Origin of the sequence: Paenibacillus donghaensis, assembly GCF_002192415.1 — a bacterium.
Lineage (GTDB): Bacteria > Bacillota > Bacilli > Paenibacillales > Paenibacillaceae > Paenibacillus_AQ > Paenibacillus_AQ donghaensis.
Genome location: NZ_CP021780.1, coordinates 352,833 through 377,528 on the forward strand (window position 1 = coordinate 352,833; position 24,696 = coordinate 377,528).

21 protein-coding genes are annotated in these 24,696 nt (G+C 56.3%); 18 read left to right on the plus strand and 3 right to left on the minus strand.

What is annotated here, in order from left to right:
• The first annotated feature begins 7 nt into the window (after positions 1–7).
• Together B9T62_RS01330 and B9T62_RS01335 are read left to right on the plus strand one after the other, a co-directional pair.
• Entirely contained in the window at positions 8–955 is a 948-nt protein-coding gene (locus B9T62_RS01330) for an ABC transporter ATP-binding protein (protein ID WP_087913622.1), read from the plus strand.
• On the plus strand, positions 952–2,094 hold the full coding sequence (locus B9T62_RS01335) for an ABC transporter permease (protein WP_087913623.1): 1,143 nt from the start codon (positions 952–954) through the stop codon (positions 2,092–2,094). The genes B9T62_RS01330 and B9T62_RS01335 overlap by 4 nt, the downstream gene beginning before the upstream one ends.
• Positions 2,095–2,198: 104 nt before the next feature.
• Here the strand turns inward: B9T62_RS01335 and lplA are convergent, their stop codons facing one another.
• On the minus strand, positions 2,199–3,200 hold the full coding sequence (gene lplA, locus B9T62_RS01340) for a lipoate--protein ligase (RefSeq protein WP_087913624.1): 1,002 nt from the start codon (positions 3,198–3,200) through the stop codon (positions 2,199–2,201).
• A gap of 228 nt (positions 3,201–3,428) precedes the next feature.
• Between lplA and B9T62_RS01345 the strand changes: the two genes are divergently transcribed.
• The 13 genes from B9T62_RS01345 to B9T62_RS01410 all read left to right on the plus strand — a co-directional run bounded on the left by B9T62_RS01345 (position 3,429) and on the right by B9T62_RS01410 (position 19,052).
• Positions 3,429–4,571: a pyridoxal phosphate-dependent aminotransferase gene (locus tag B9T62_RS01345; RefSeq protein WP_087913625.1), complete on the plus strand. Its 1,143-nt coding sequence runs from the start codon at positions 3,429–3,431 to the stop codon at positions 4,569–4,571.
• Positions 4,572–4,719: 148 nt separating this feature from the next.
• The gene (locus tag B9T62_RS01350) at positions 4,720–4,968 is read left to right on the plus strand and encodes a hypothetical protein (protein WP_087913626.1); all 249 of its coding nucleotides are present in this window, start codon (positions 4,720–4,722) and stop codon (positions 4,966–4,968) included.
• Positions 4,969–5,156: 188 nt separating this feature from the next.
• Entirely contained in the window at positions 5,157–5,942 is a 786-nt protein-coding gene (locus B9T62_RS01355; RefSeq protein WP_087913627.1) for an adenosylcobinamide amidohydrolase, read from the plus strand.
• 799 nt (positions 5,943–6,741) lie between these two features.
• A complete protein-coding gene (gene cbiB / locus B9T62_RS01365) occupies positions 6,742–7,707 on the plus strand; it encodes an adenosylcobinamide-phosphate synthase CbiB (RefSeq protein ID WP_087913629.1) in 966 nt (321 codons plus the stop codon).
• Between the two features lie 8 nt (positions 7,708–7,715).
• Positions 7,716–8,420 carry a histidine phosphatase family protein gene (locus B9T62_RS01370; protein ID WP_087913630.1) on the plus strand — a complete coding sequence of 235 codons (705 nt, stop codon included), beginning with the start codon at positions 7,716–7,718 and terminating at the stop codon, positions 8,418–8,420.
• A 1,456-nt stretch (positions 8,421–9,876) separates the two neighbouring features.
• Positions 9,877–11,334, plus strand: coding sequence for an aminotransferase-like domain-containing protein (locus B9T62_RS01375; RefSeq protein WP_087913631.1), 1,458 nt, complete (start codon positions 9,877–9,879; stop codon positions 11,332–11,334).
• A gap of 14 nt (positions 11,335–11,348) precedes the next feature.
• A complete protein-coding gene (locus B9T62_RS01380; RefSeq protein ID WP_087913632.1) occupies positions 11,349–12,293 on the plus strand; it encodes a D-alanine--D-alanine ligase in 945 nt (314 codons plus the stop codon).
• Positions 12,286–13,449 carry a pyridoxal phosphate-dependent aminotransferase gene (locus B9T62_RS01385; protein WP_087913633.1) on the plus strand — a complete coding sequence of 388 codons (1,164 nt, stop codon included), beginning with the start codon at positions 12,286–12,288 and terminating at the stop codon, positions 13,447–13,449. Before B9T62_RS01380 ends, B9T62_RS01385 begins: the two co-directional genes overlap by 8 nt.
• Before the next feature lie 179 nt (positions 13,450–13,628).
• Entirely contained in the window at positions 13,629–14,690 is a 1,062-nt protein-coding gene (gene cobT, locus B9T62_RS01390) for a nicotinate-nucleotide--dimethylbenzimidazole phosphoribosyltransferase (protein WP_087913634.1), read from the plus strand.
• Positions 14,687–15,235, plus strand: a complete 549-nt coding sequence (gene cobU, locus B9T62_RS01395) for a bifunctional adenosylcobinamide kinase/adenosylcobinamide-phosphate guanylyltransferase (protein ID WP_087913635.1) — start codon at positions 14,687–14,689, stop codon at positions 15,233–15,235. The genes cobT and cobU overlap by 4 nt, the downstream gene beginning before the upstream one ends.
• Positions 15,232–16,047: an adenosylcobinamide-GDP ribazoletransferase gene (gene cobS / locus B9T62_RS01400; RefSeq protein WP_087913636.1), complete on the plus strand. Its 816-nt coding sequence runs from the start codon at positions 15,232–15,234 to the stop codon at positions 16,045–16,047. Before cobU ends, cobS begins: the two co-directional genes overlap by 4 nt.
• A gap of 1,032 nt (positions 16,048–17,079) precedes the next feature.
• Positions 17,080–18,726, plus strand: coding sequence for a cobyric acid synthase (locus B9T62_RS01405; protein ID WP_425436673.1), 1,647 nt, complete (start codon positions 17,080–17,082; stop codon positions 18,724–18,726).
• Complete coding sequence (locus B9T62_RS01410; protein ID WP_087913637.1) at positions 18,726–19,052, plus strand: YnfA family protein; 327 nt, start codon at positions 18,726–18,728, stop codon at positions 19,050–19,052. The genes B9T62_RS01405 and B9T62_RS01410 overlap by 1 nt, the downstream gene beginning before the upstream one ends.
• Before the next feature lie 92 nt (positions 19,053–19,144).
• Here the strand turns inward: B9T62_RS01410 and B9T62_RS01415 are convergent, their stop codons facing one another.
• Positions 19,145–20,836: a methyl-accepting chemotaxis protein gene (locus B9T62_RS01415; RefSeq protein ID WP_087913638.1), complete on the minus strand. Its 1,692-nt coding sequence runs from the start codon at positions 20,834–20,836 to the stop codon at positions 19,145–19,147.
• A gap of 291 nt (positions 20,837–21,127) precedes the next feature.
• Here B9T62_RS01415 and B9T62_RS01420 point away from each other — a divergent pair, with 291 nt between their 5' ends.
• On the plus strand, positions 21,128–21,859 hold the full coding sequence (locus B9T62_RS01420; protein ID WP_087913639.1) for a queuosine precursor transporter: 732 nt from the start codon (positions 21,128–21,130) through the stop codon (positions 21,857–21,859).
• 89 nt (positions 21,860–21,948) lie between these two features.
• Here B9T62_RS01420 and B9T62_RS01425 read toward each other — a convergent pair whose 3' ends face one another.
• A complete protein-coding gene (locus B9T62_RS01425) occupies positions 21,949–23,043 on the minus strand; it encodes a M24 family metallopeptidase (RefSeq protein ID WP_087913640.1) in 1,095 nt (364 codons plus the stop codon).
• A gap of 194 nt (positions 23,044–23,237) precedes the next feature.
• Here B9T62_RS01425 and B9T62_RS01430 point away from each other — a divergent pair, with 194 nt between their 5' ends.
• Both B9T62_RS01430 and B9T62_RS01435 read left to right on the plus strand, forming a co-directional pair.
• Entirely contained in the window at positions 23,238–23,762 is a 525-nt protein-coding gene (locus tag B9T62_RS01430; RefSeq protein ID WP_245864300.1) for a PQQ-dependent sugar dehydrogenase, read from the plus strand.
• A gap of 62 nt (positions 23,763–23,824) precedes the next feature.
• The gene (locus tag B9T62_RS01435) at positions 23,825–24,667 is read left to right on the plus strand and encodes an SDR family oxidoreductase (protein WP_087913642.1); all 843 of its coding nucleotides are present in this window, start codon (positions 23,825–23,827) and stop codon (positions 24,665–24,667) included.
• Positions 24,668–24,696 lie beyond the last annotated feature (29 nt).

A 24,696-nucleotide genomic window follows, 5' to 3' on the forward strand; every position in this document is an offset into this window, starting at 1 on the left:
TCAATGTATGGAGCATGAGATATTTCTTTCTGTAGAAGGATTAAGCAAAAAATATGGTGAACTGCTCGCAGTAGACGATGTAAGCTTCTCGGTGCGTAAGGGAGAAGTCTTCGGGTTGCTGGGACCCAATGGTGCCGGTAAAACCACTACCATAAGAATGTTATGTGGTCTATTAAAAGTGGATTCAGGCCATATTACTTTAAATGGAATCTCGATGTCTTCGGGCTATGAGCGTATAAAAGCTATGATAGGGCTGTGTCCGCAGGAAATTGTTATATGGGAGCTGCTTACCTGCCTTGAGCAATTGAAATTTGCCGGGATGTCCTATGGGCTAACCTCCAGGGTTGCCGGTAATAAGGCAGAAAGCCTTCTGCAATCGCTTGGACTTTGGGATAAAAGAAATAAGCTTGCCAAGACGCTGTCAGGCGGTATGCAAAGGAGACTCAATATAGCACTGGCACTTGTCCATGATCCGAAGCTGATCATATTGGACGAACCTCAGGCAGGGCTCGACCCTCAGAGCAGGATTCTGGTACGTGACTTCATCAGGCAATTGGCACAAGAAAGAACGGTGATTCTTACAACGCATGACATGGATGAAGCCGACAGACTTTCAGACAGGGTGGCCATCATTGACCATGGGAAGGTGCTTTTGATAGACACTCCTGAGAAGCTCAAGGAAAAATCCGGGGCGGGGGATATTTTGCAGATACGGGTAAACGGGGTAAGCAAAGATTTAGCACATCAAGTGTTGAAGTCTATGCCGCATGAATGTACAGAGAGAACATATTCGGATGGACTATTTCTGCTTGGGGCGAGTGGAGTTCTTGAGCTTATTCCAATGGTAAACAAGAGATTACAAGCTTTTAACATACATATAGAGGATATGACGATCAGAAAGCGGACACTTGAGGATGCATTTATTGCTGTCACAGGAAGGGGGCTTCGGGAATGAAACTGGCTGCTTCTGTTACCAAATCCTTCAAGGAGAACATAAGGGATTGGAAAGTTCTTGTGATGGTGTTAATGTTCTCTCCGTTCTTTTTATTACTAATGAACCTTTTTTATGGAGGAGAAGCTACCACCTATCATTTAGGAGTTCTGAATTTAGATTCAGGCCGTGCATCCATCGAATTAATCAACAGCCTGGAGACGATGAAGGGGCAGGACAACTCGCGAATATTTAATTTAACCGATTTCAGTAACCAAGATCAATTAAAGGCAAAGGTAAAAGAAAAGACCATAGATATAGGAATCGTTATACCTGAAGATTATTCTGACAGATTAGCCATCAAGGCTGCTAAGAACAATGGAAACCCTGCTCTTGTAGACTTTTATGGAAGCATGGGAAATATGAGGTATTCGGTTGCGGCGGTACTCACGGCAGATAGTGTTTACAAACAAGGCATGGATGTTGCCAAAATAATGTTGCCCGCAAGTATAAGTGAAACTTTTGTTGAGAAGAAGCAGCCCTTGAATGAATTTGAAGGATATGTTCCAGGCTTAATCTCTTTGGCTGTTTTAATGGTTCTTTTTACAGCATCCGCTTCAATTGTGAAGGAAAATGATAACAAGACACTCATAAGATTGAAGCTCAGCCGTCTTGGAGCGTTTAATTTCCTTGCCGGTATATGTATTACGCAAGCAATAGTAGCAGCAGGAGCAATTGTTCTTTCATACTGGACGGCGCTTGGGTTAGGCTACAGACCGGCAGGAGGATTCGGCGCAATCCTTGTCGTTGGGATCATCTCGAGCTTCGCAATGGTTGCGATAAGCTTAGTGGTAGCAAGCTTCCTAAATACAGTTTTTGATGTTTTAACCGTGGGTTGTTTTCCTTTCTTTATTCTGATGTTTTTTTCAGGCAGTATGTTCCCCCTACCTAAGATGAATTTATTTACAATCCACGGGCATTCCTTTGGGATAATAGATATATTGCCGCTTACGCATACCGCAAATGCATTTAATGACATCTTGAATGATGGAGCAGGCTTAAATGAGGTTTGGTTTGATTTCGTAATGATTGCTATACTCACAGTAATATATTTTGTAATAGGATTAATACTCTACCAGAGGCGTAAGCTTTCCAGAGCATAGCTATTTATTAAATTAAGGATGATGGATGATTGAAACCGCTATTTCATTAAAAAATTAGCCAGTTCCCGTGTTATTGGAGACTGGCTGGTTATTGTCTAAAGAAGCTATTCCTCCAAGAAAATCAATCCGATAAAGTCCTCCGGCTCAATGCGGCCAAAGTAATGTCCCAGCTCCAGATCCGCCAGGGCGGCTCTGACCTCTGCCTGCTCGTAGCGTCTGCCGCGCAGCGCGTTCTCCACGTCTACCACATCGCCGACTCCGAAGAAGTCACCATAGATCTTGATATCCTTGATCAGCGCGTCTTCAATATCCATGCGGATATCGACCAACCCGGCCGGGAATTTGCGCATATGCTTCACATTGCTCTTGGGAGACAGCCCGTAGTTCCAATCCCAGTTCTGGTAATGCTCCTTGGAGATCTCACCGATCCGGACCCAATCGTCCATCTCCAGCTTGTACTGGGGTACCTCGGCAGGTTCCATGCCAAAGATCGAGCGCAGCAGTCCGTTGCGGAATTCCTCAATCGTCATGTCTGTTCCCAGCAGGTCTTTGATGTTGGCGACCCGGCTGCGGACAGACTTGGTGCTCTTGGATTTGAATTTCTCGGGATTCACATTGAGCGAGGCCTGCACATCCTCCAGATTAAGGTTGAACATCAGGGTACCGTGGCTGAACATGCGTCCGCGCGAGGAGAACTGTGCATTTCCGGAGATTTTTTGCTCGCCGACCTGGAGGTCGTTGCGTCCGCTAAGCTCGGCATTCACACCCATGCTCTGCAGATAATCGATGACCGGCTGGGTGAATTTAAGAAAATTATGAAAGGACTGGCCATCATCCTTGGTAATGAAGCTGAAGTTCAGATTGCCGAGGTCATGATAGACCGCACCGCCGCCGGACAACCGCCGCACCACTTGAATGTTGTTGTCCTTGACATACTCCTGGTTGATCTCTTCGATCGTGTTCTGGTGTTTGCCGATAATGATAGACGGGCTGTTGATATAAAAAAGCAGATAACTCTCGTCCATCGGCAGATATTTCAGCGCGTATTCCTCAATCGCCAGATTGACGGTTGCATCCGTAATCCCTGTGTTATCAATAAAAAGCATGGTTAACTCCTCCGTTGCCGCATGATTGAATACAGCATTTATTGTAAACCAAAATAGGAGTTTTCACAAAATGAGAGCTTGCGGGAGCGTTGGAAGATCGGCGGAGGGATCAGCATTTGGCGGGGAAGTCATTGACGCCTTTCCGGGCGCTGGGCAATAATGGGGGCATTGGCTTAGGGAGAAGCAAGTGTGTCTTATTAGTGGAGTATCGGAAGAGGAGAGGTTAGGATGCTGGAAAAATACGGCCACGGCGGAGATTTGCTGACAGCGGCTGAACTGTTCGGGGTTAAGGAAGGGGAAGGCGCTTTTATCGATTTCAGCGCCAATATCAACCCGCTCGGTCCGCCGCCGGGCGTGCTGGAGGTGCTGCGGCAGCATGGTCTGGCTGCGGTGACCGCTTACCCGGACCCGGGGCACCGCCGCTTCAAGCAGCTGCTGGCGGAGCAACTGGATGTGGACAGCAGCCAGATTACCGTTGCCAACGGGGCAGCGGAATCGATGGCCTTACTGCTGCTGGCGCTGGCCCCGCAGAAGGTGGGCATCGTGGAGCCGTGCTTCTCCGAGTACCGCCAGCTCGCGGAGCAGTTCGGTGCCGAGGTACTATCGGTGCACGGAACGGCGGAGCAGAGCTTCCGGGCAGAGGCCGGGGCCATCTGCGGATTGCTGGAGCAGGTGGACCTGCTGTTCCTAGGCCAGCCGAACAACCCGAACGGCGTACAGTATTCACTCGCGGAGCTGCGGCTGCTGGCGCAGCATGCTGAGGCTTGCGGCACCTGCCTGGCGGTGGACGAGGCGTTTATTGACTTTATCGAAGAGGAGCAGCGTCAGTCGCTGCTACCGGAGCTTACCCGCTACCCGCAGGTGGTGCTGGTGCGGTCGATGACGAAGTTCTACGCCATCCCCGGCCTGCGGCTCGGGTTCACGCTCGCCCGTCCGGAGCTGGCCGCCGCTATGACCGGCAAGCAGGTGACCTGGAGCGTGAACGGCCTAGCGCTGCTGGCCGGGGAGGCTTGCCTGCGCAGCGGCCCCGAGTATGAGCGGGCCACGCGGGAGGGCATTGCAGCAGCGCGCGCGCTGCTGCGGCAGGGTCTGCTTGCGCTCGGCTGCGACGTGCCGCCGGGCGAAGCGAACTTCCTGCTCTGCGGCCTGCCTGCCCCTTGGGGCGCCGCTCAGATGCAGGAAGCGCTCGGGCGCACCGGCCTGCTGGTGCGCAGCTGCGCGATGTACCCGGGGCTGGGACCCGGGCACATCCGCGTGGCCGTCAAGGGCCGCGCCGACAACGCGCTCCTCCTGCTGCGCATGGAGGAGCTTATGCGGGCTGGGCCTAGCCGTAAGGGCCGTGCCCGCTGCGGTGGGCTGCGTGAAAAATAAGGGATAAATCCCATACTTTTCGTTCAAAGTGGCAGATGTCGAGAAAAATAGGGGATAAATCCCATACTTTACGCTCGAAGTGGCAGATGTCGAGAAAAATAGGGGATAAATCCCATACTTTGGACTGCTGCAGGTGGACGGAGCTATCATGAAAGGCAAAAATGCCCTTGAAATGTGTGCTAGAGCAGAATATGGTGAAATGAGAGGCAAAAATGCCTTTGAAATGTGCGCTGAGGCGGGGTATGGCGAAATGAAAGGCAAAAATGCCCTTGAAATGTGTGCTGGAGCGGGGTATGGCGAAATGAAAGGCAAAAATGCCTTTGAAATGTGCGCTGGAGCAGGATATGGTGGAATGAGAGGCAAAAATGCCTTTGAAATGTGTGCTAGAGCGGAATAGGGTGGAATGAGAGGCAAAAATGCCTTTAAAATGTGTGCTAGAGCAGGATATGGTGGAATGAGAGGCAAATATGCTTTTGAGTGGTGGGATAGGGAGGAGCGGGCAGCGTGTTAACTCTGTGCGGCGACTGCAGCGCGTGCTCCGACAGTTACATAAAACTAATATTAGTTAAAGGAGTGAGATCACAAGTGGACAAACAGATTACACCATTCTTCGATGGAGATCAGCCGCGTATTTACCAATCCAAGGTATGGCCAGGGCTTACGCTGGAGTTGAAAAGCGGGCATCTGCTACTTGAATTCCCAACAGAGGCAGATGGGCTGTCCAGCGCTGTTTATGGCGGAGGAATGGTCCGGCTGAAGCGGGCTGTTAATCAATTTGTCAGCCGTGATTACGAATGCAGCAATCCTGTGCGTGATATGGAACAGCAGCTGCGGCAATGGGGTTACCCGCTGGAAGGCTGCGCCGGTCTGATGACGGCCGTGCCGCTGGAGCATGCTGCCGTCCTGGAGGAGGATACCGGCTCGGCGGGCATTTGGTGCTGCGTTACCGCCGCTGCGGGCAACGCGGCGCGTGCCGGAGTGCTGCGTCCGGTATTGCAGGCATACCGTCCGGGCACGATCAACCTGATGCTCGCCATCGACGGCTGCCTCACCCCGGCGGCGATGGTCAATGCCGTCATGACGGCCACCGAAGCCAAAGCCGCCGCCCTGGCCGATCTCGGCATCACCGACCCCGAGAATGGCTTGACGGCTACGGGCACAACCACGGACGCAGTTGTGCTCGCCGTGAGCGGAAGCCGGCGCTATGCGGCAGAGCATGTCTACGCCGGAACGGCCACTGATCTGGGCGGAGCCATCGGACGGCTCGTGTACACGGCGGTGACGGCAAGCCTGCAATCGGTGCAGGCTGCGCAGCTGTTAGATTCAGGAGCAGCAGCATTGGCACAGCAGGCGAGGAATTCCGACTTATGATCTGCTCGGACTCGTCGGCACAGCCGCAGACAACCCAACCTGTAACACATAGGCTACTCCCATTGCGAATACAAGCTGTCCGGCCTCTGCCCCTCCCCTGCACGTCAACTCACACTTATGAAGCTAGGGCACCAGAGTCTAATCTGCCAGCACAGCAAGGTGAGTCCGGGTGTGTGATGTACATACCCGGCATGCCGGAGCTGTTGAAGCTTGATCACACACACGTAAAAAGATTTGGAGATCAGAGATATCCGTCCTGGTCCAAGCCCGCCACCGAGAGGATAGCGTATCAGCTGTCCCTCCGGTCCAAGCCCACCACCGAGAGGATAGCGTATCAGCTGTCCCTCCGGTCCGAGCCCGCCACCGAGAGGATAGCGTATCAGCTGTCCCTCCGGTCCAAGCCCGCCACCGAGAGTTTAGCGTATCAGCTGTCCCTCCGGTCCGAGCCTGCCACCGAGAGTTTAGCGTATCAGCAGTCCCTCCGGTCCGAGCCCGCCACCGAGAGTTTAGCGTATCAGCAGTCCCTCCGGTCCGAGCCCGCCACCGAGAGGATAGCGTATCAGCAGTCCCTCCGGTCCGAGCCCGCCACCGAGAGTTTAGCGTATCAGCAGTCCCTCCGGTCTGAGCCCGCCACCGAGAGGTTAGCGTATCAGCTATCCCTCCGGTCCGAGCATACCCCCGGCCTGTTGGTGTATCAGCCAGCCGCCCACTTCCCGCTGCCCAGCCCACAAGCATCTCTGCCGCGTGCAGCAGGCTCCATGCAGCGCCCGCCTCGCCAGCCGCTTACAGGTGCCTGCCGATGATGCGTGCAGGATTATTGCTGGCAGCGTACATCGTGGACCGGCTGGTGGGCGATCCGCGCAGGCTGCCCCATCCGGTGGTAGGGATGGGGCGGGCCATTGCTGCTCTTGAGCGGCTGATCCGCCGATTCTGCTACAAGCCGCGCAGCCTGAAGAGAGGTGGCGTGCTCCTGCCGCTGATTATAGCGGGCGGTGCCTGGGGACTGACGGTGCTGGTTGTCTGGCTGCTCTCACGGCTCTCGCCCTGGCTGGCCTGGGCCGCAGAGGTCTGGCTAATCTCCACGACCATCGCCTCCAAAGGTCTGAAGGACGCGGGGATGGCGGTATACGGCGAACTGCTGAGAGGCGATATCCCCGCAGCCCGCAAGGCACTCGGGATGATCGTTGGCCGGGACACCGCCGGACTGGACAGCCCGGAGATTGTACGCGGCACCGTGGAGACGGTGGCGGAGAACATTGTCGACGCGGTGATTTCGCCGCTATTCTACGCCCTGCTGGGCGGCGCGCCGCTGGCTATGGCCTACCGTGCGGTGAACACGCTTGACTCCATGGTCGGCTACAAAAACGATAAATACCGTGACCTCGGCTGGGCCTCAGCACGGCTGGACGACGTGGCCAACTATATTCCGGCCCGCCTGACCGGGCTACTGTTGACCTTATGTGCCTGGCTGCTGCGGCTTGACTGGCGCAGATGCTGGCACACCGTACGGCGCGATGCCCGCCTGCATCCCAGCCCCAACAGCGGCTACCCGGAATCGGCAGTGGCCGGTGCTCTGGGCATCCGTCTCGGCGGCTACAATGTCTACCACGGGGTAAGCTCGTTCCGCGCCTACATGGGGGACCCGCTACGGACGATGGAGCCGGAGGATATCAGGCTGACCTCGCGGATCATGATGCTGGCTGGCACCCTGTTTGTATGCCTGTGTGCCGCCGCGGCATGGCTGTGGGCTGTAGCCTGGAGGTGATGCCAACTATGGAACACAATAAGAGAACAGAACCCGAAGCCGATCTGGAATTGTCGTTACTCCGCCATGGACAGACCCGGTGGAATGCAGAGCGGCGTTATTTGGGCCATACGGATCTTCCGCTGTTTCCCGGAGCGAGGGATGAATTGCTGCTGCGCCGGGATCAGCCGGAGCTGTCGGCCAGCTTCTGGCGTGTCTATTGCAGTGATTTGCTGCGTTGCCGGGAGACACTGGCCTGTGTGGCCCCTGAACTTATCTCCAGAGCAAGGTATGATCTACGGCTGCGCGAGCTGAATTTCGGGGCGTGGGAAGGCTGTACGTATGAGCAGCTGCAGCATAACAAGCAATACCGAAGCTGGGTTGATGATCCTGCTGCGGTCACGCCGCCCAAAGGGGAGGCCTGGGGGGCATTCACGGCGCGCCTGCAGCATTTCCTGGACGAGCTAGGGCAAGCCGCAGAGCAGTGGCACCAAGCCCACCAAGACCATCAAGACCACCAAGACCACCAAGAACATCAAGAACATCAAGACCACCAAACCCACCCTGTCGCTACCCAGCCGCTGCGCGTGCTGATCGTGACTCACGGCGGTGTTATCCGCCAGTTGCGGGCATGGTCTGAAGCAGAGCTAAGCTTCTACAACGCTCCTGCTCCGCCGCCAGGAGGCATAACGACAATCCGCCTTCGGATGGAGAATGGAAACTGGCGATTCTAAGGGTGGCCGAGGCAACTCCAGGATAGAGAAGCGGGAGTGTTACAAATAACACTGCAACTGCCAAGCGCCTTCAAGCCACATGTTCTCGAGAATACGTAACGATGAATGCCCAACAGTGTGCCAGCCCTCGTGGTTACGCCGTAACACGGCGCACCCCTCCTGGTTACCTGCACCCTGCGTACGTCACCCGCACCGCTGCCTGGTTACCTGCACCCTGCGTACGTCACCCGCACCGCTGCCTGGTTACCTGCACCCTGCGTACGTCACCCGCACCGCTGCCTGGTTACCTGCACCCTGCGTACGTCACCCGCACCGCTGCCGGCGTACCTGCACCCTGCGTACGTCACCCCACCGCTGCCAGCGTACCTGCACACCCTGCGTACGTCACCCGCACCGCTGCCTGGTTACCTGCACCCTGCGTACGTCACCCGCACCGCTGCCTGGTTACCTGCACCCTGCGTACGTCACCCGCACCGCTATCTGCGTACCTGCACCCTGCGTACGTCACCCGCACCGCTGCCTGGTTACCTGCACCCTGCGTACGTCCCCCGCACCGCTGCCTGGTTACCTGCACCCTGCATACGTCACCCGCACCGCTGCCTGGTTACCTGCACCCTGCGTACGTCACCCGCACCGCTGCCTGGTTACCTGCACCCTGCGTACGTCACCCGCACCGCTGCCTGGTTACCTGCACCCTGCGTACGTCACCCGCACCGCTGCCTGCGTACCTGCACCCTGCGTACGTCCCCCGCACCGCTGCCTGCGTACCTGCACCCTGCGTACGTCACCCCACCGCTGCCTGGTTACCTGCACCCTGCGTACGTCGCCACCCCTTCCGAGTCGCTGGTGCAACATTTCAGAAGTTCTTACCCGGGCATACTCCAGATTTGTAAAGCAGGGTTAGTTTAACGTTTGGAACGGGCAATGAGGAAGGAAGACCGCTGGAGCAACGCAGGCCCGCCAGCTTTAAGCTCAGCGACCATATATATAGTCACTTCCTGCTCAAAATTCCTGCAATCCTACAGTTTTTTCGTGCGAAAACGGTCATTCGGGGCCCAAAGCCTGCAATAGTGCAGGAATTCACGCTCTTAGCACTGGTTCGCAAACCCAATGGCCGGAAAACCTGCACTTATGCAGGAATTCAGCAAACAAGGAGAGGAAGAGCAGAAATTCCTGTACATTTGCAGGAATTTCACTCCGGGTGAGCCTGATGTCCCTTCGTCCGTAAGCTATGGCTATGCAAACCGACCCTTCGTCCGTAAGCTTTAGCCTTGCAAACTTGGGGAACGGGGAAGGAATGTACTAACTGACTGCCGCAGCTTATATCTCGCCCCAGACTTGGCCTGTCCCCACTCCCATTCCACCCAAAGAACCACGCCCGGAAGAAAATCCCGGGGCGGTGGTTCTTTTTTTATGCAGAGGTCTGTGCCATGATAGCTGTAAGGGAGATGGAAAGATGTTTAAGGATTTCAAGCTGCTGCCCGGACGTCCGGTCTATATACAAGTGAAGGATTACATGAAGCATCTGATTCTAAAAGGCGCCCTCCAAGGCGGTCAGAAGCTGCCTTCCACACGGGAGCTGGGCACACTGCTCAAGGTCAGCCGCAACTCGGTGATCTCCGCCTATGCGGGTCTGGAGGATGACGGGTTCGCTTATACCCTGCAGGGACAGGGCAGTTATGTCGCCCCCGCTGCGGCGAACACCGGAAGCCTGGAGAGCGAGGTCTGGACGATGGACTGGAGTCAGCGGCTGAGCGCCCAGGCGGTCCTGGCCGACGAGCTTGATATTATGAAACGTGGCATCCGCGCGGAGAAGGGCACGATTTCTTTTACCAGCATTGCGCCGGATGAGAGCCTGTTTGATCTCGATAATGTCAAAAGAGCGTTTCTGGACCGGATGGCCGTCGAAGGAAACGTGCTGCTCAACTACGGATATGCCAGGGGTTATAAACCTTTAATCGATTATTTAAAACAATATATGGAGCATAAGGGCGTGGATCTGCGCGGCAAGGAGATGCTGATTACCAACGGGTTCACGGAAGGGTTCGACCTGGTGCTGTCCACGCTGGGCAAGCGGAGCGGAGCGGTGCTCTGTGAGAATCCGACCCATCATACAGCGATCAAAAACCTGCGTCTGCACGGCTTCGCCCTGACCGGCATTCCCATGGAGCGGGACGGCCTTCAGCTGGAAGCACTGGAGCAGGCGCTTGCGGAACGCGAGTATGACTGTGCCTACCTGGTTCCTTCCTATCATAATCCTACCGGAATCGTGATGTCCCCCGAGAAAAGACTTGGCCTTATGAAGCTGATGGCAGAATACAAGGTGCCGGTAATCGAGGACGGCTTCAACGAGGAGCTGCGTTATTCAGGCTCCCACGTCGCCCCGTTAATTGCAGCGGCGGGCAGCGGGAACGGTGTGATTTACCTGGGCAGCTTCTCCAAGGTGCTGTTCCCCGGACTGCGGGTAGGCTGGGTGCTGGCAGACCGCCAGCTGATTGATGCTCTCGAAAGTGTCAAAAGAGCGCGAACCATCCACACCTCAACGCTCGACCAGTCGATTTTGTACCAATATCTGCTCGGTGGCAACCTGGAGAAGTATCTGAAGCGAGCCCGGGCGGAATATAAACGGAAATACGAATTAACGCTTGCCTGCTGCAAGGAGCATATTTCTTATACCACAGTGTCGGGAGACGGCGGGCTGCATCTGTTTGTGACGTTTGCCGAGGGCTTCAGCACGAGGGAGCTGCTGGCGGCTTGCCGGGAGCGGGGGGTTATTTTTACTGCGGGAGATATCTTCTTCACGAATGGCGAAGGGCTGAACACGCTGCGGCTGGGTTTCTCCAGAGTAGCTGAAGCTGAGATCCGCAAGGGAATCGAGATTATCGGCCGGACGGCGAAAGAAATGATGGGATGAGAGGAGAATGGGTGATGCAGCGGTTAAAAGTAGGGGTCATTATGGGCGGGGTATCCTCTGAATATGAGGTGTCGCTGAATACAGGACGGGAGATGCTGAAGCATCTGGACCCAAGCAAATATGAAGGCATTCCGGTGATCATTAACCGGCTGGATCAGCTGATCGAGGGCGTGAATGGGCTGGATTTCGCTCTGTTGGCCCTGCATGGGGCCTATGGCGAGGACGGTACGGTACAAGGGACGCTGGAAACGCTCGGCATTCCCTACTCCGGCAGCGGGGTACTGTCCAGCAGCCTGTGTATGGATAAGCAGCTGAGCAAAACCATTCTTCGCCACGCCGGCATCCCCACGCCTGACTGGCTCTGCTGGGACAGCATGGAGTGTTACGACACGGACGCCGCCCGGCGTCTCGGTTATCCAGTGATGGTGAAGCCGAACGCCGGCGGCTCCAGCATCGGGATGACGAAGGTGAACAGCGGACAGGAGCTGCGGAACGCAGTACTGAAGGCTTTTGCCGAGGATGCTTGCGTGATGATTGAGCGTTACACCGCAGGGCAGGAAATCACCTGTTCGCTGCTGAACGGAAAGCTGCTGCCGGTCATCGGCATTCGCTCGCTGGGTGAGGAATGGTTCGATTACAGTGCCAAATATGAACAGGGCGGGGCGGACGAACAGATTCTGCAGCTGCCAGCGGCAACCGCAGAACGGGTGCAGGAAGCGGCCTTGGCTAGCTACAGACTGCTGAAATGCTCGGTATATGCACGCGTGGATATGATGTTGAAGGATGGCGTTCCTTATGTGCTGGAAGTCAACACGCTTCCCGGCATGACCGAAACCAGCCTGCTTCCGCAAAGCGCACTTGCGGCGGGGTTTACTTTTAGCGGATTACTGGATGCAATTATCACCGGTTCACTCCAGGAACGAAGCTGCAGGCAAGGGACGGTGGTCAGTCATGTCTAGGGAATGGATTGCACCGCGTGTGAAGGAGATTGTTCCTTCGGGAATCCGCAGTTTTTTCGAGGTGGATGCAGGTAACAACGATATTGTATCACTTGGGATTGGTGAACCGGATTTCGCTACGCCAGAGTCTGTGAGAGCGGCTTGCATCCGCGCCCTTGACCGGGGAGAGACGAAGTACACGCCAAATGCCGGACTGCTGGAGCTGCGGCAGGAAATCGCCGGATATTTGCAGACGGGCTTCAGGCTTCGCTATGATCCGGCTGAAGAGATTCTGGTCACCGTCGGCAGCAGTGAAGCCCTGGATCTGGCTCTCCGCGCCTTCACGGCACCGGGGGATGAGATTATTATTCCGGCTCCAAGCTATATCGCCTATTCACCGATTGCTCATCTAAATGGAGGGACATGGGTAGAAGCGAAAACTTGTGCAGAAGAGGGCTTCAAGCTTACAGCCGAGGCGCTGCGCAAAGTGATTACACCGCGTTCCAAGCTGCTGGTGGTGAATTTCCCCAATAATCCTACCGGGGCTGTCATGACGTATGAGGATTGGCTGCCGGTGGCAGAGGTCGTGAAGGAGCATGACCTGCTGGTGCTCTCGGATGAAGTCTATGCCGAGCTGACCTTTGACAGCAGACATGTCAGTCCGGCCTCGCTACCCGGGATGAAAGAGCGGACGATCGTGATTAGCGGCTTTTCCAAGGCTTTTGCGATGACCGGCTTCCGGGTGGGTTATGCGTGCGGCGATAGCGGGCTGCTGGCGGCGATGCTGAAGATCCACCAGTACACCGCGATGTGTGCGCCGGTGCTGGGGCAGATTGCCGCCATCGAATCGCTGGGCAGCGGGCTGGCCGCCAAAGACCAAATGGTCGCCGCCTTCAAGCAGCGCAGGTCGATGTTCGTGGCGGGTCTAAGAGCGGCGGGTCTGGAGTGCCATGAACCGCAGGGTGCATTTTATGCTTTTCCTTCCATTAGACGCAGCGGAATGAAGTCGGAGGAGTTCGCGCTGCGGCTGCTGCGGGAAGCAGGCGTAGCCGCGGTTCCAGGCTCGGTGTTCGGAGCGGGCGGCGAAGGGCATATCCGCTGTTCTTATGCGGCTTCTCCGCAGAAGCTGAACACGGCGCTGACACGGATGGAGGCTTTTATGAAGGTAAAAATGTAATTGTAAGATCGTTCGCTATCCCCTATAATCCTTACAGGAAGAATAAGGGATAGCGATATAATGGCCTGACGGCCGCTGCATGGGGTGCCCCTTCTTTCAGAGAAGGGGTTTCTTGCGTGGTGTTCGCTGCGCCGACAGTGCGCTGTACATAGGGTTCGATGACACTAGGAGGAGAATATATGATAAAAGAAATTGAAGCAGTAACCGGTCCGATTGCCCAACCTGATGAGAAGGCTGCGCTACAGGCGGTGCAACGCCTGAACAGCCTGACCAAGCCGCCGGGAAGCCTCGGACAGCTGGAGGCGCTGGCCGTACGACTGGCCGGTATATCGGGAACGGAGCAGCCTGTTTACGCCAAACGCACAGTGGTGGTAATGGCCGGCGACCATGGGGTCTGCTGCGAAGGGGTCAGCGCTTTTCCGCAGGAGGTCACGATGCAGATGGCCGATAATTTCCTCAGCGGCGGGGCGGCGGTCAATGTGCTCGCCCGCCAGGCTGGGGCAGAGGTTAAGTTCGTGGATATCGGCATGATCGGAGATATTGACCATCCCGAGCTGATCAACCGCAAGGTGAAGCGTGGCACGGATAACATGGCAGCCGGACCGGCGATGAGCCGCGAGGAAGCGCTCAGTGCAGTACTGGCTGGTGTAAGGGTGGCCCAGGAAGCGGTAGCCGGCGGTACGGAGATTCTGGTGACCGGCGAGATGGGCATCGGGAACACGACAGCCAGCGCTGCTATTCTATGTGCGCTGGAAGGCCTGTCTCCCGAGATGGCAGTGGGCCGGGGAACGGGCATTGACAATGAGCGGCTGCTACACAAAATCGCCGTCGTGCAGCGGGCGCTGGATGTGAACTGGCCCGATCCTGCCGATCCGCTGGACGTGCTGTCCAAGGTGGGCGGACTGGAAATCGCGGCTCTGACCGGATTGATCCTTGGCGCAGCGGCGAGCCGGACGCCTGTTGTACTGGACGGTTTCATCTCTGGAGCAGCGGCGTTGGTGGCCAAGGCTGTAGCGCCGGAATCAACCGCGTTTATGATAGCTTCTCATGTCTCTGGAGAGCAGGGCCACCGGCTGCTGCTGAAGCGGCTGGGACTGGAGCCGCTGCTGGATCTGGGCCTGCGGCTTGGCGAAGGAACAGGCGGGGTGCTGTGTTTACATCTGATCGATTCGATCAGCCGGGTGATGAGCGAGATGGCTACCTTCGAAAGTGCAGGCGTCTCGGGAGCAGACAAGCTATGAGCATCCTGGTCACAGGAGGTGCCCGCAGCGGCAAAAGCGGCTTCGCCGAGCGGCTGATGGCCTCGCTTGCCGGGCAAGCGACTTATATTGCCACCGGGCAGGCGTTCGATGAGGAGATGGAGGCGAGAATCGCTCTCCACCGCCAGCAGCGGGCCCAAGGCGGGTACGCATGGAAGACGGTCGAGGAGCCGCACGACCTCCCCGCACTGCTGGACCGTCTCTCCGGCAAGGAGGCGGTCCTGGTGGACTGCCTGACGTTGTGGCTGTCCAATGTGCTGCTGGCGGCGGAGGAACGGGCGGACCGACAGGAGTATATGGAGCGTGAAATGGCAAGGCTGGAGCAGAGTGTGGACGGCTTCGCCGGAACTTTGATACTGGTGACCAATGAGGTAGGAGACGGCATTGTGCCGGAATATGCGCTGGGTCGGCTGTACCGCGACCTGGCCGGGCGGATGAATGCCCGGCTGGCGGGCCGGTGTGACCAGGTGTTCCTGGTTACGGTGGGCATTCCCGTCGAGCTGAAGAGCCGGGAGTTTAAGCTGTGAGGGCGCGCCGGGATGCCGCTGCGGCCGCTTTTCAGTTCCTGTCGCGCTTTCCGGTGAGAAGCCAGCCCGGCTTCTCACCCGAGCTGCTGCGGCGCAGCGTGGTGTATTATCCGCTGGTGGGCGCAGCCATCGGGCTTAGCGTAGCGGCAGGCGGTGCGGCGGCGTCCTGGCTGCTGCCAGCCGGTCCTGCCGCCGTGATTACGCTCTGCCTGTGGGTGGGGCTGACTGGCGGCCTGCATCTGGACGGCTGGATGGACAGCGCCGACGGACTGCTCAGCTACCGCCCGCGCGAGCGGATGCTGGAGATTATGAAGGACAGCCGCGTGGGGGCGATGGGTGTGCTCGCCTGTGTGCTGCTGCTGCTGCTGAAGGCCTCGTTATTGTCCGCGTGGCTGGCCCGCGGACAAATTGCCGAGCTGCCGCTGCTGCTGCTGCCGCCGGTGTGGAGCCGCTGGTTCATGGTGCGGACGATGGTCCGCCTGCCGATTGCCCGCGGCGATGAAGGCCTGGCCGCGAGCTTCGCGGGCCTGGCCCCTGCCCACGAGCGGCGCGCGCTGGCTTGGGCCGCGCTGCTCTCGCTGGCCGCAGCCGCAGCGCCGCTGGCGCTCGGCGCGGGCTTGGCCGCGTGGCCGCAGCATCTGGCAGCAGCGGTGCTGCTGCCGGTTGCGGCCCTGGCCTGCGGCACCGCGGCTGCGCGCCGGGCGTCCAGCCGGCTCGGCGGGCTCACCGGCGATGTGTACGGCGCGCTGAATGAGCTGCTGGAGGCGGTGCTGCTGCTGGCGCTGGTCCTTCTCCAGCATAACCTGCTGTAGCCCGGCGCTCATTAATCTCGCCGAGCTTAACGAATGCAGTTACGCGTAACGAACTCGCTGCGCGTAACGAACCCGCTGCGCGTAACGAACCCGCTGCGCGTAACGAACCCGCTGCGCGTAACGAACCCGCTGTGCTGAACGAACTTGCTGCGCTGAACGAACTCGCTGCGCGTAACGAACCCGCTGCCGTAACGAACCCGCTGTGCTGAACGAACTTGCTGCGCGTAACGAACTCGCTGCGCGTAACGAACCCGCTGTGCTGAACGAACCCGCTGCGCTGAACGAAGCTAACTGTACTTCAAGTTACTATTTAGTTCCCTGCCGCTGGAGCAAATAGATGCGAAACTGCAACTAAATTCAGATGAAACGTCCATTATTAGGCGAATAAGTGCAAATATGCAACTAATTTCGAGCAAATCACTCCCCTGGAACGCTCAACAGTCCAAAATAGATGCGCATTCGCACTTATTTCCTCCAAAACGCAAAAAATCAGCAAAATAGATGCACTTTCGCAACTAATTCAATGGCACGAGCTTAGCAACCTATCCCACCACTGAATTGTTGGCGTTCACAATACACCAATAAGAAAGTAAAACTACATCTAACTGGATGGCCAACCTGTGGACGGTACCTGCAATGAAGCACTTATGCTGTTCTGACAAATTCGTTATAGGGAAGAAATACCGCAAATTGGTCTCAGAACGGCGATTCAGGGGTGATATGGGGAATTACTACCCCTAACCCGGTGATTTCAACCCCGTAATGCCATCAACAGACGATTTAGTGGTAACTTTTTCCTATATGCCACGACAACAGGGGGAATAGCCGAAATTTAACGGTAGTTTTTCCCTATCACCTGCTAGTTGTATACTACTTACAAGGCTTAAACATACATAGGGAAGACAGGGGGCTGAAGTAATAACCTTCTCTGCATCTATTTCCTCCAAAACACATCAATCTGCCAATTAGCTTCACTTTCACAACGAAATCAACATGAGAGCGAGGGACGATAATATGGAAGATTCAACCGATATGGATCAGGAGTTATCCGCCAGCCAGACCGCCAGCCAGACGTCGAACCTCAGCCCTAGTCCATCCGGCAAACCGCGCGCCGCTGTGCTGATGATCCAGGGCACAGCCTCAGACGTCGGCAAAAGCCTGGTGACCGCTGCTATCGGACGCTTAATGACCCGTGACGGGTACCGCACGGCTCCGTTCAAATCGCAGAATATGGCGCTGAATTCCTACGTTACCGAGGACGGCAAAGAAATCGGGCGGGCCCAGGGCATGCAGGCCGAAGCGTTCGGCATTGCCGCGACGACCGATATGAATCCGATTCTGCTGAAGCCCTCCGGTGAGATGAGCGCACAGATTGTGGTGCACGGAGTACCCCATGCCGCTCTGAGCGCCAGGGAATACCGTGAGAAGTTCCTGCCGGAAGCGCGCGGCACGGTGATGGCCGCGCTGGAACGGCTGCGCGCAAGCTATGAGGCTGTGCTGATTGAAGGGGCTGGCAGTCCCGCCGAGATTAATCTCAAGGCCAATGACATCGTCAATATGAATCTGGCAGGCTGGGCGGATGCCCCGGTGCTGCTGGTGGCCGACATTGACCGTGGAGGCGTATTTGCCTTCATCGTAGGCACGCTGGAGCTGCTGGAGCCGCATGAACGCCAGCGCGTCCGAGGCTTCATTATTAACAAGTTCCGCGGCGATCTGTCGCTGCTGCAGCCCGGACTGGACTGGCTGGAGCAACGCACCGGCATTCCGGTGCTGGGCGTATTGCCGTTTCTGCCGCAGCTGCGGATTGAAGCCGAGGACTCCGTAGTTCTGGAAGGAACGCCGGGCACGCGGCAGCAAGGCGACGGCAAGGAGTTGGATATCGCCGTGATCCACTATCCGCGAATCTCCAACTTCACGGACTTTGATCCGCTGGCCGATGAGCCGGATACGGCAGTGCGTTATGTCAGCCGGGCAGAGGAGCTGGGGTCCCCGGATGTCATTCTGCTGCCGGGAACGAAGAATACCGCCGCTGACCTGCGCTATTTGCGGGAGCAGGGATTCCCTGCGGCCATTACGGCTGCGCTGAAGGATGGAGCGCATCAATTGGTTGGCATCTGCGGCGGCTACCAGATGCTGGGCGTCAAGCTGCTGGACCCGGATGCGGTCGAGAGCAGTGAGCCGGGCGAAAGCGCCGGACTCGGGTATTTGCCGCTCTCGACGGTATTCCTCCCGGACAAGACGACGGTACGCGTCAGCGGCAGCCTGGCTGCGGACCACCCGCTGAGACTTGGCGGCGGTGCCAGGGCGGCAACAGCGGAGCTGGGGGTCAGCGGGTATGAGATCCACATGGGCGCCACCAGCAATCTTGGCGCGGATGCCGTCCGTAGCCTCTTCCGGCTGAAGGGGGCTGACGGCGAGCTGCAGCCGGAGGGCTGGGGTACGCTGGACGGCAAAATATGGGGCACTTATCTGCATGGCCTCTTTCACAATGATGGCCTGCGCAGAGCTTGGCTGGACGGGCTGCGGGTATCCAAGGGTCTGAAGCCGCTGGAGTCTACCTTCTCGGCCGCCGCCGCACGCGAGCGGGAGTTCGACCGTCTGGCAGACGCGGTGAGCGAGCATCTGAATATGCAGGCCATTTACGAGATTATGGGTCTGCAGAAGACAGAGGAGCGCTGATGGCAGCGGCTATTCTGCTGTTTGTGATAGCGGGGCTTGCCGAGATTGGCGGCGGCTACCTGGTCTGGCTGTGGCTGCGGGAATCGAGACCGCTCTGGTACGGAATTGTCGGGGCGTTGATTCTGGTCGCTTACGGGATTATTCCCACTTTGCAGAAGTTTCCGTCCTTCGGGCGGGTATACGCAGCATATGGCGGGGTATTTATTGTACTTGCTGTACTCTGGGGCTGGTTGGTGGACAAAAAAACACCGGATCTCTACGACTGGATCGGTGCCTGCATCTGCGTCATCGGGGTTTCCGTCATCCTGTGGGCGCCCCGGCATTAATTTACTGGCGTACACCGCAAAAGCTCCCGTAAGCCGAATAGGGCTGACGGGAGCTTTTAAGTAAACAGGTGAACAGATAAACGGATAACAAACTAAATCTTAAACTGCTTGACCGCTTCCTGAAGCTGGATCGCCTGCTCATGCAGATGCTCCACAGTCAGGCCGTGGGCATCAAGCTCACTGCGCTGCCGGTCTGAGTTCTGCTGGAGAGTATCCGCGTTGGCCTGCGACTTGGCTGTAATCTGTGCCGTCTCCTCCACCGAAGCGCTGACCTCCTCAGTGCCTGCTGAGATTTGCTGGGTGGCGGCGGATACGGACTGGATGTTCTGGTCAATGCTCTGAATAAGAATCAGCAATTGGCTGAAGGCATCTCCGGCTTCTGCAACCTTGCCGGCCCCGGATGCAACCTCGGCATTCACCTGATTCATCTCGGTCACAGAGCGGTTCATGTCCTCCTGAAGACTCATCAGGAATTCACGGATCTGCTCGGTTGCATTGCGGGACTGCTCGGACAGCTTGCGCACTTCGCCCGCTACCACCGCGAAGCCGCGGCCATGCTCGCCGGCCCGCGCCGCTTCAATGGAGGCATTGAGCGAGAGCATCTGAATCTGCTTGGTGATTTCGGTAATGCCCTGTACGACCTCGCCGATCATCAGAGAGCGTTCATTCATCGTCTGGAATTGCTGCAGCGATTTCTGGGAAGCCCGCTGCACCTGGCGCATCTGCTCAACGGCATGCTGAGCCGTATCATTACCGCCGGTTGCCTGGTCGGACGCTTCGCTGATCTGCTCCGTGACCTCGCCTGCAGAGGAAGCAATCTGCTGGATGCCCAGGTTGATCTCCTCCATCGCCCGGGCATTGTCCAAGGCGGCAACGGCAATGGTTGTACTGCCCTTGCCGATCTCTTCGACAGATTGAGAGGAGTGGCTAGCCATCTCGTTGAGCATCGCCACGCGCTCCTTCAAGTCGTTGGCATCCATAACGACCGTATTGGAGGTGTTCAGCACCTGGCCGATCATTCCCTTGAGGCGTTCGGTCATGGTGCGGAAGCTTTCAGACAGCTGTCCAACCTCATCGCTGCCTTTGATGTGCAACTCCTGGGTGAAGTCCCCTTCAGCCAGCTTGTTGCTATATGCCGCAAGCTTAGTAATAGGCCGGGTAATTCTCCGGCTCATAAACATAGCGCCTACCATACTTACGACCATTGCGGCAAGGGTGATTCCAGCGCTGGTCCAGAGGATGTTGCTCAGCTTCTCCTCGATGAAACGCACATCGGCGTTAACTCCTACCAGCATGGTGCTGCCGGGAATGTTTATGTATGAAGAAATATGTATACCGTGGCTGTCGCTGTACATGTCGCTGAGCGCCAGTTTTCCGCTTTTGAGTGCTTGCTCCATGGCAGGCTGCAGCTCTACGCTCTCCTGAGGTTTCAGCTTGGCACTCCGTTCAGCAGCAAGCACAACGGGTTTGCCGTCCTTGACGTTCAGCAGATAGATGCTTTCGGAACCGTGCTGCTTTTGCTTCTCCTTGAAGTAGAACTCCAGCTGAGTCCTGGCTTGTTCGCCGTTGCTGAGTGTTTGCTGGGCGAACGTGGTGTTGATGCTCTTATACACGTCTTGGCCGGCAGCGGTCAGCGATTTATTAATCTGTGGAGCCACGTAGCTGTTGAAGATACTGACGGATATGAAGTAGAAGCTAATACTTAACAAAAGTGACGTTAGCAGCAGAACGACAAACAGCAAGCGGGTAATTTTGCGGCTGATGGATTGCTTGAAGCGGAACATATGATTCTCTCCTTCTATGAAACTTGATTGATACTATTCTATAGAATTAACCCTCGGTTGAATAGTGGAAGTTTGGTCATTTTTGTATATTTTTCTGAAATGTTTGAATAATTGAAGATTTATTCTGTAATTTCACGAAAAATATCTGACATACCTTGTTTTCATGTAACCAAAAATTGTTGTGGTGTGTTTTCTGGCAGTATGGTAGAGTGTAAATGTTTTGTTTCACAAGTATGCATGCCGCGGTTCGTAACCATCCCGCGTAATCAAAACTAGGAGGAATAGAGAAGAATGTTTAATTTGGTGTGGGGTGTTTTTTTTGTTTTGGTCAATTTCATTTTTTATCTGTTCTGCTACCGTCAATTCGGCAAAAAAGGGCTGTATGCCTGGGTAGGGATAGCTACGGTAATCGCCAACATTCAGGTAGCCAAGACGATTGCCATGCCGCCGCATATCGTTATGACGCTCGGCAATACCATGTATGTCACCTTGTATCTGACCAGTGACCTGCTGAATGAGAAATACGGCCGGGCAGAAGCGCGGAACGCCGTGTGGTTCGGATTCTTCACGCTGCTGATGACAACGGTCATCATGCAGATGGTACTGGTGTTTGAACCGGATGGGAGTGATTTGGCCCATGATGCATTGAAGGCGATATTCGGGCTTATGCCCCGGCTTGCCCTTGCCAGCCTGACCGCTTATTTCGTCAGCCAGTTCCTCGATGTAAGGCTGTATTCGTGGATCCGCAATTACTATGGGTCTGCACGCCAGCTGTGGATTCGCTCGAACGGCAGCACGATGATCAGCTCTTTTGTCGATACCCTGATCTTCTGCACGATAGCCTTTGCCGGAAGATATGAGTGGGGAGTATGGCTGGAGATTCTGCTGACTACCTATATTGTAAAGTTTGTACTGACCGCCGCAGGCACCCCTGTACTATATATTGCCCGTTCCTTCTGGTTTGCCGAGGATGAATTGCCGCTCAGGCAAGCTCCCGAAGCCGGGCAGCCTCCTTATAAATGAAACAAGAAAGAGCCGTGCGGCAATGCACGGCTCTTTCTTGAAATATGCTGCTGCGCGGCCCCACCGAGAAATGAAATAACGCCTCACTCTTACAGATGAAGCACAGTCAGCTCTTTCGGGAAGATGGTAAGCGTCTGCGCGCCTTCCGCAGTAATCAGCAGGTCATCTTCAATGCGCACACCGCCGACTCCCTGCACATAAATGCCCGGCTCAACGGTAAATACATTGCCGGTCTCGATCAGGTCTGTGTTCAGGCCGTGCAGGGAGGGATATTCATGGGTATCCATGCCTAGCCCATGGCCGACACGGTGCATGAAATAAGGTCCGAAGCCAGCCGCTTCAATGACATCTCTGGCTGCCTTGTCGACAGAGCCGAAGGTGGCTCCCGGTCTGGCGGCGGCGATTCCGGCTTCATTGGCAGCCAGCACCGTATTGTAGATGGTAACCAGCTGGCTGTCTGCTGTCTCTACGGCAAAGGTGCGTGTAATATCCGAAGCATACCCACCAGCGTATACACCCAGATCAAACATCAGGAAATCGCCCGGCTGGATTACCCGGCTGCCCGGCACGCCGTGCGGCAGAGCGGTATTCGGACCCGACAGCACCATCGTATCGAAGGAAGGGCCGGATGCGCCAACCTTTTTCATGATATACTCCAGCTCCGCTACCAGTTCAATTTCAGTTACGCCTGCCTTAACATGCTCAAGGCCTTGGCGCAGCACCTCCTCGACCAGCTCGGCGGCGTGGATCATCCGCTGAGCCTCCTCAGGGGTTTTTCTGGCCCGCATAGCGCGCAGCAGCGCTCCAATATCACTGAATGTTCCGGCCGGAACTGCAGCGGCCAGCTGTTCAAAGCGTGCAACGGATAGATGCTCCTTCTCCAGGCCCATGGTTCCCGGTTGGCTGCCGCCGAAACGCGATTTCAACAGTTCATACGGATTATCCGTATCGCTGTGGGTAAGGATGGTACTTACAGAAGAGGCAGAGTGAGCGGCTTCGGCATCAAGCGCCGGAACGATCAGCTCAGGTTCTTCTCCGCGCTTCAACAGCAGTCCCAGAAATCGTTCATGCGGGTTGCTGGCGAATCCGGTTAAATAGTAGACATGTTTCGGATCGGTGACGAGCAGGGCATCCAGCCCTTCACCCGCCATAGCCTGCTCCAGACTTTTCAGAGCTTCATTCATTTCGATAGTTCCCCTTTCGGCTTCACGTAACTAGGCAATGTTCTTATTATAAATCATAATTTGTCCATGTGCACTTGCCTCCGGATCAGCCTGCCTGAGTTTGAGTGATGGACTCCACGGGTAATAGTTGCCGAAACTTTAGGCTGATGTAACCAGTCGGATTAGCTTATCATGCCAATCAGGATGGGTGGATCTTGTTCACCGAACGGCCTGGATCAGCTGTCTACAGCTGGGGCCACCGTAATCCGCAAGGCCTGGCCTGGCAGACGGGCAGCGGTGTCCTGTACAGCTCGGAGCATGGGCAGTCCAACCATGACGAGATCAATATCATTAAGGCAGGCGTCAATTATGGCTGGCCGCTGATCGAAGGGGATGAGGCTGGTTCCGGCCAATCTGAAGCAGAGCTGGAGCAGCCGCTATTGCACAGCTGGGAGGAGACGTGGGCGCCTTCGGGCATGGCTTTTATTACACAAGGTCCATTGGCAGGACAACTGCTGGTCGCCAGTCTTAGAGGAGAGATGCTGCTACGGGTATCCCCGGAGAGTGGAGACCAGCCCGCCTTCGTACAGGAATTGTTTGAAGAAGAATGGGGCAGGCTGCGCAATGTCGCCGAAGGTCCCGATGGAACGCTGTATGTGATGACTAACAACAGGGATGGCAGGGGGAATGCGGGTGATGCAGACGACCGCCTGATTGCCCTGAAACCGAACTGGGAGTAAAATTGATAGGGAAAGGCTGGACAAGCGTCCGGACATGCCAGTCAGAAGGGGGAAGACAGGTTATGAAGGACAAAATCGTGGTGGTTACCGGCGGGAATTCTGGAATGGGGCTGGCTACTACTATTGAACTGGCCCGCCAGGGAGCCAAGGTCATCATGGTCTGCCGCAGCCGTGAGCGGGGAGAAGCAGCACTGGCTTCCGCCCGGCTGAAGAGCGGCTCGCAGCAGATTGAGCTGATGCTCTGTGATCTGGCTTCACTGGAGAGTATCCGCAGGTTCGCTGCGGACTTCATTGCCAGCTATCCGGTACTGGATGTGCTTGTCAATAATGCCGGGGTAGTTTCGGTTAAACGCCAACTGACGGCAGACGGCTTCGAACTGGATCTCGGTGTCAATCATCTGGGCCATTTCCTGCTGACCGATCTGCTGCTTGAACCGCTGAAGGGCGCTGAGCAGGGCAGAGTAGTAGTGGTGGCTTCGGGTGCCTACAAAATCGGGAAGATGTACTACAGCGACCCGACACTCTCCCGCGGCTACAATCCGGCTAAGGCCTATGGCCGTTCGAAGCTGGCTAACATTCTGTTTACGAGAGAACTGGCAGCCCGGCTGCAGGGCACACGGGTCACCGTCAACGCAGTGCATCCGGGAGCGGTGGGCACGAATATTGGGGTTAACCGGGAGACCGGCTTTGGCCGTTCGGTGCTGAAGCTGCTGTCCTATTTCTTCCTGACGCCTGAGCAGGGCGCGGATACGGCGGTTTATCTGGCCACGGCACCGGAGCTGAAGGAAACCACAGGCCAATATTATTACCGCCGCAAGATTAATGAATTATCACCCAGAGCAAAGAGCCGGGAAGAAGCGCAGCGGTTGTGGTTATGGAGCCGTGAGCAGGTTGGATTGGACTGAAAAGGGAATATGATGATGGGGGAATACAG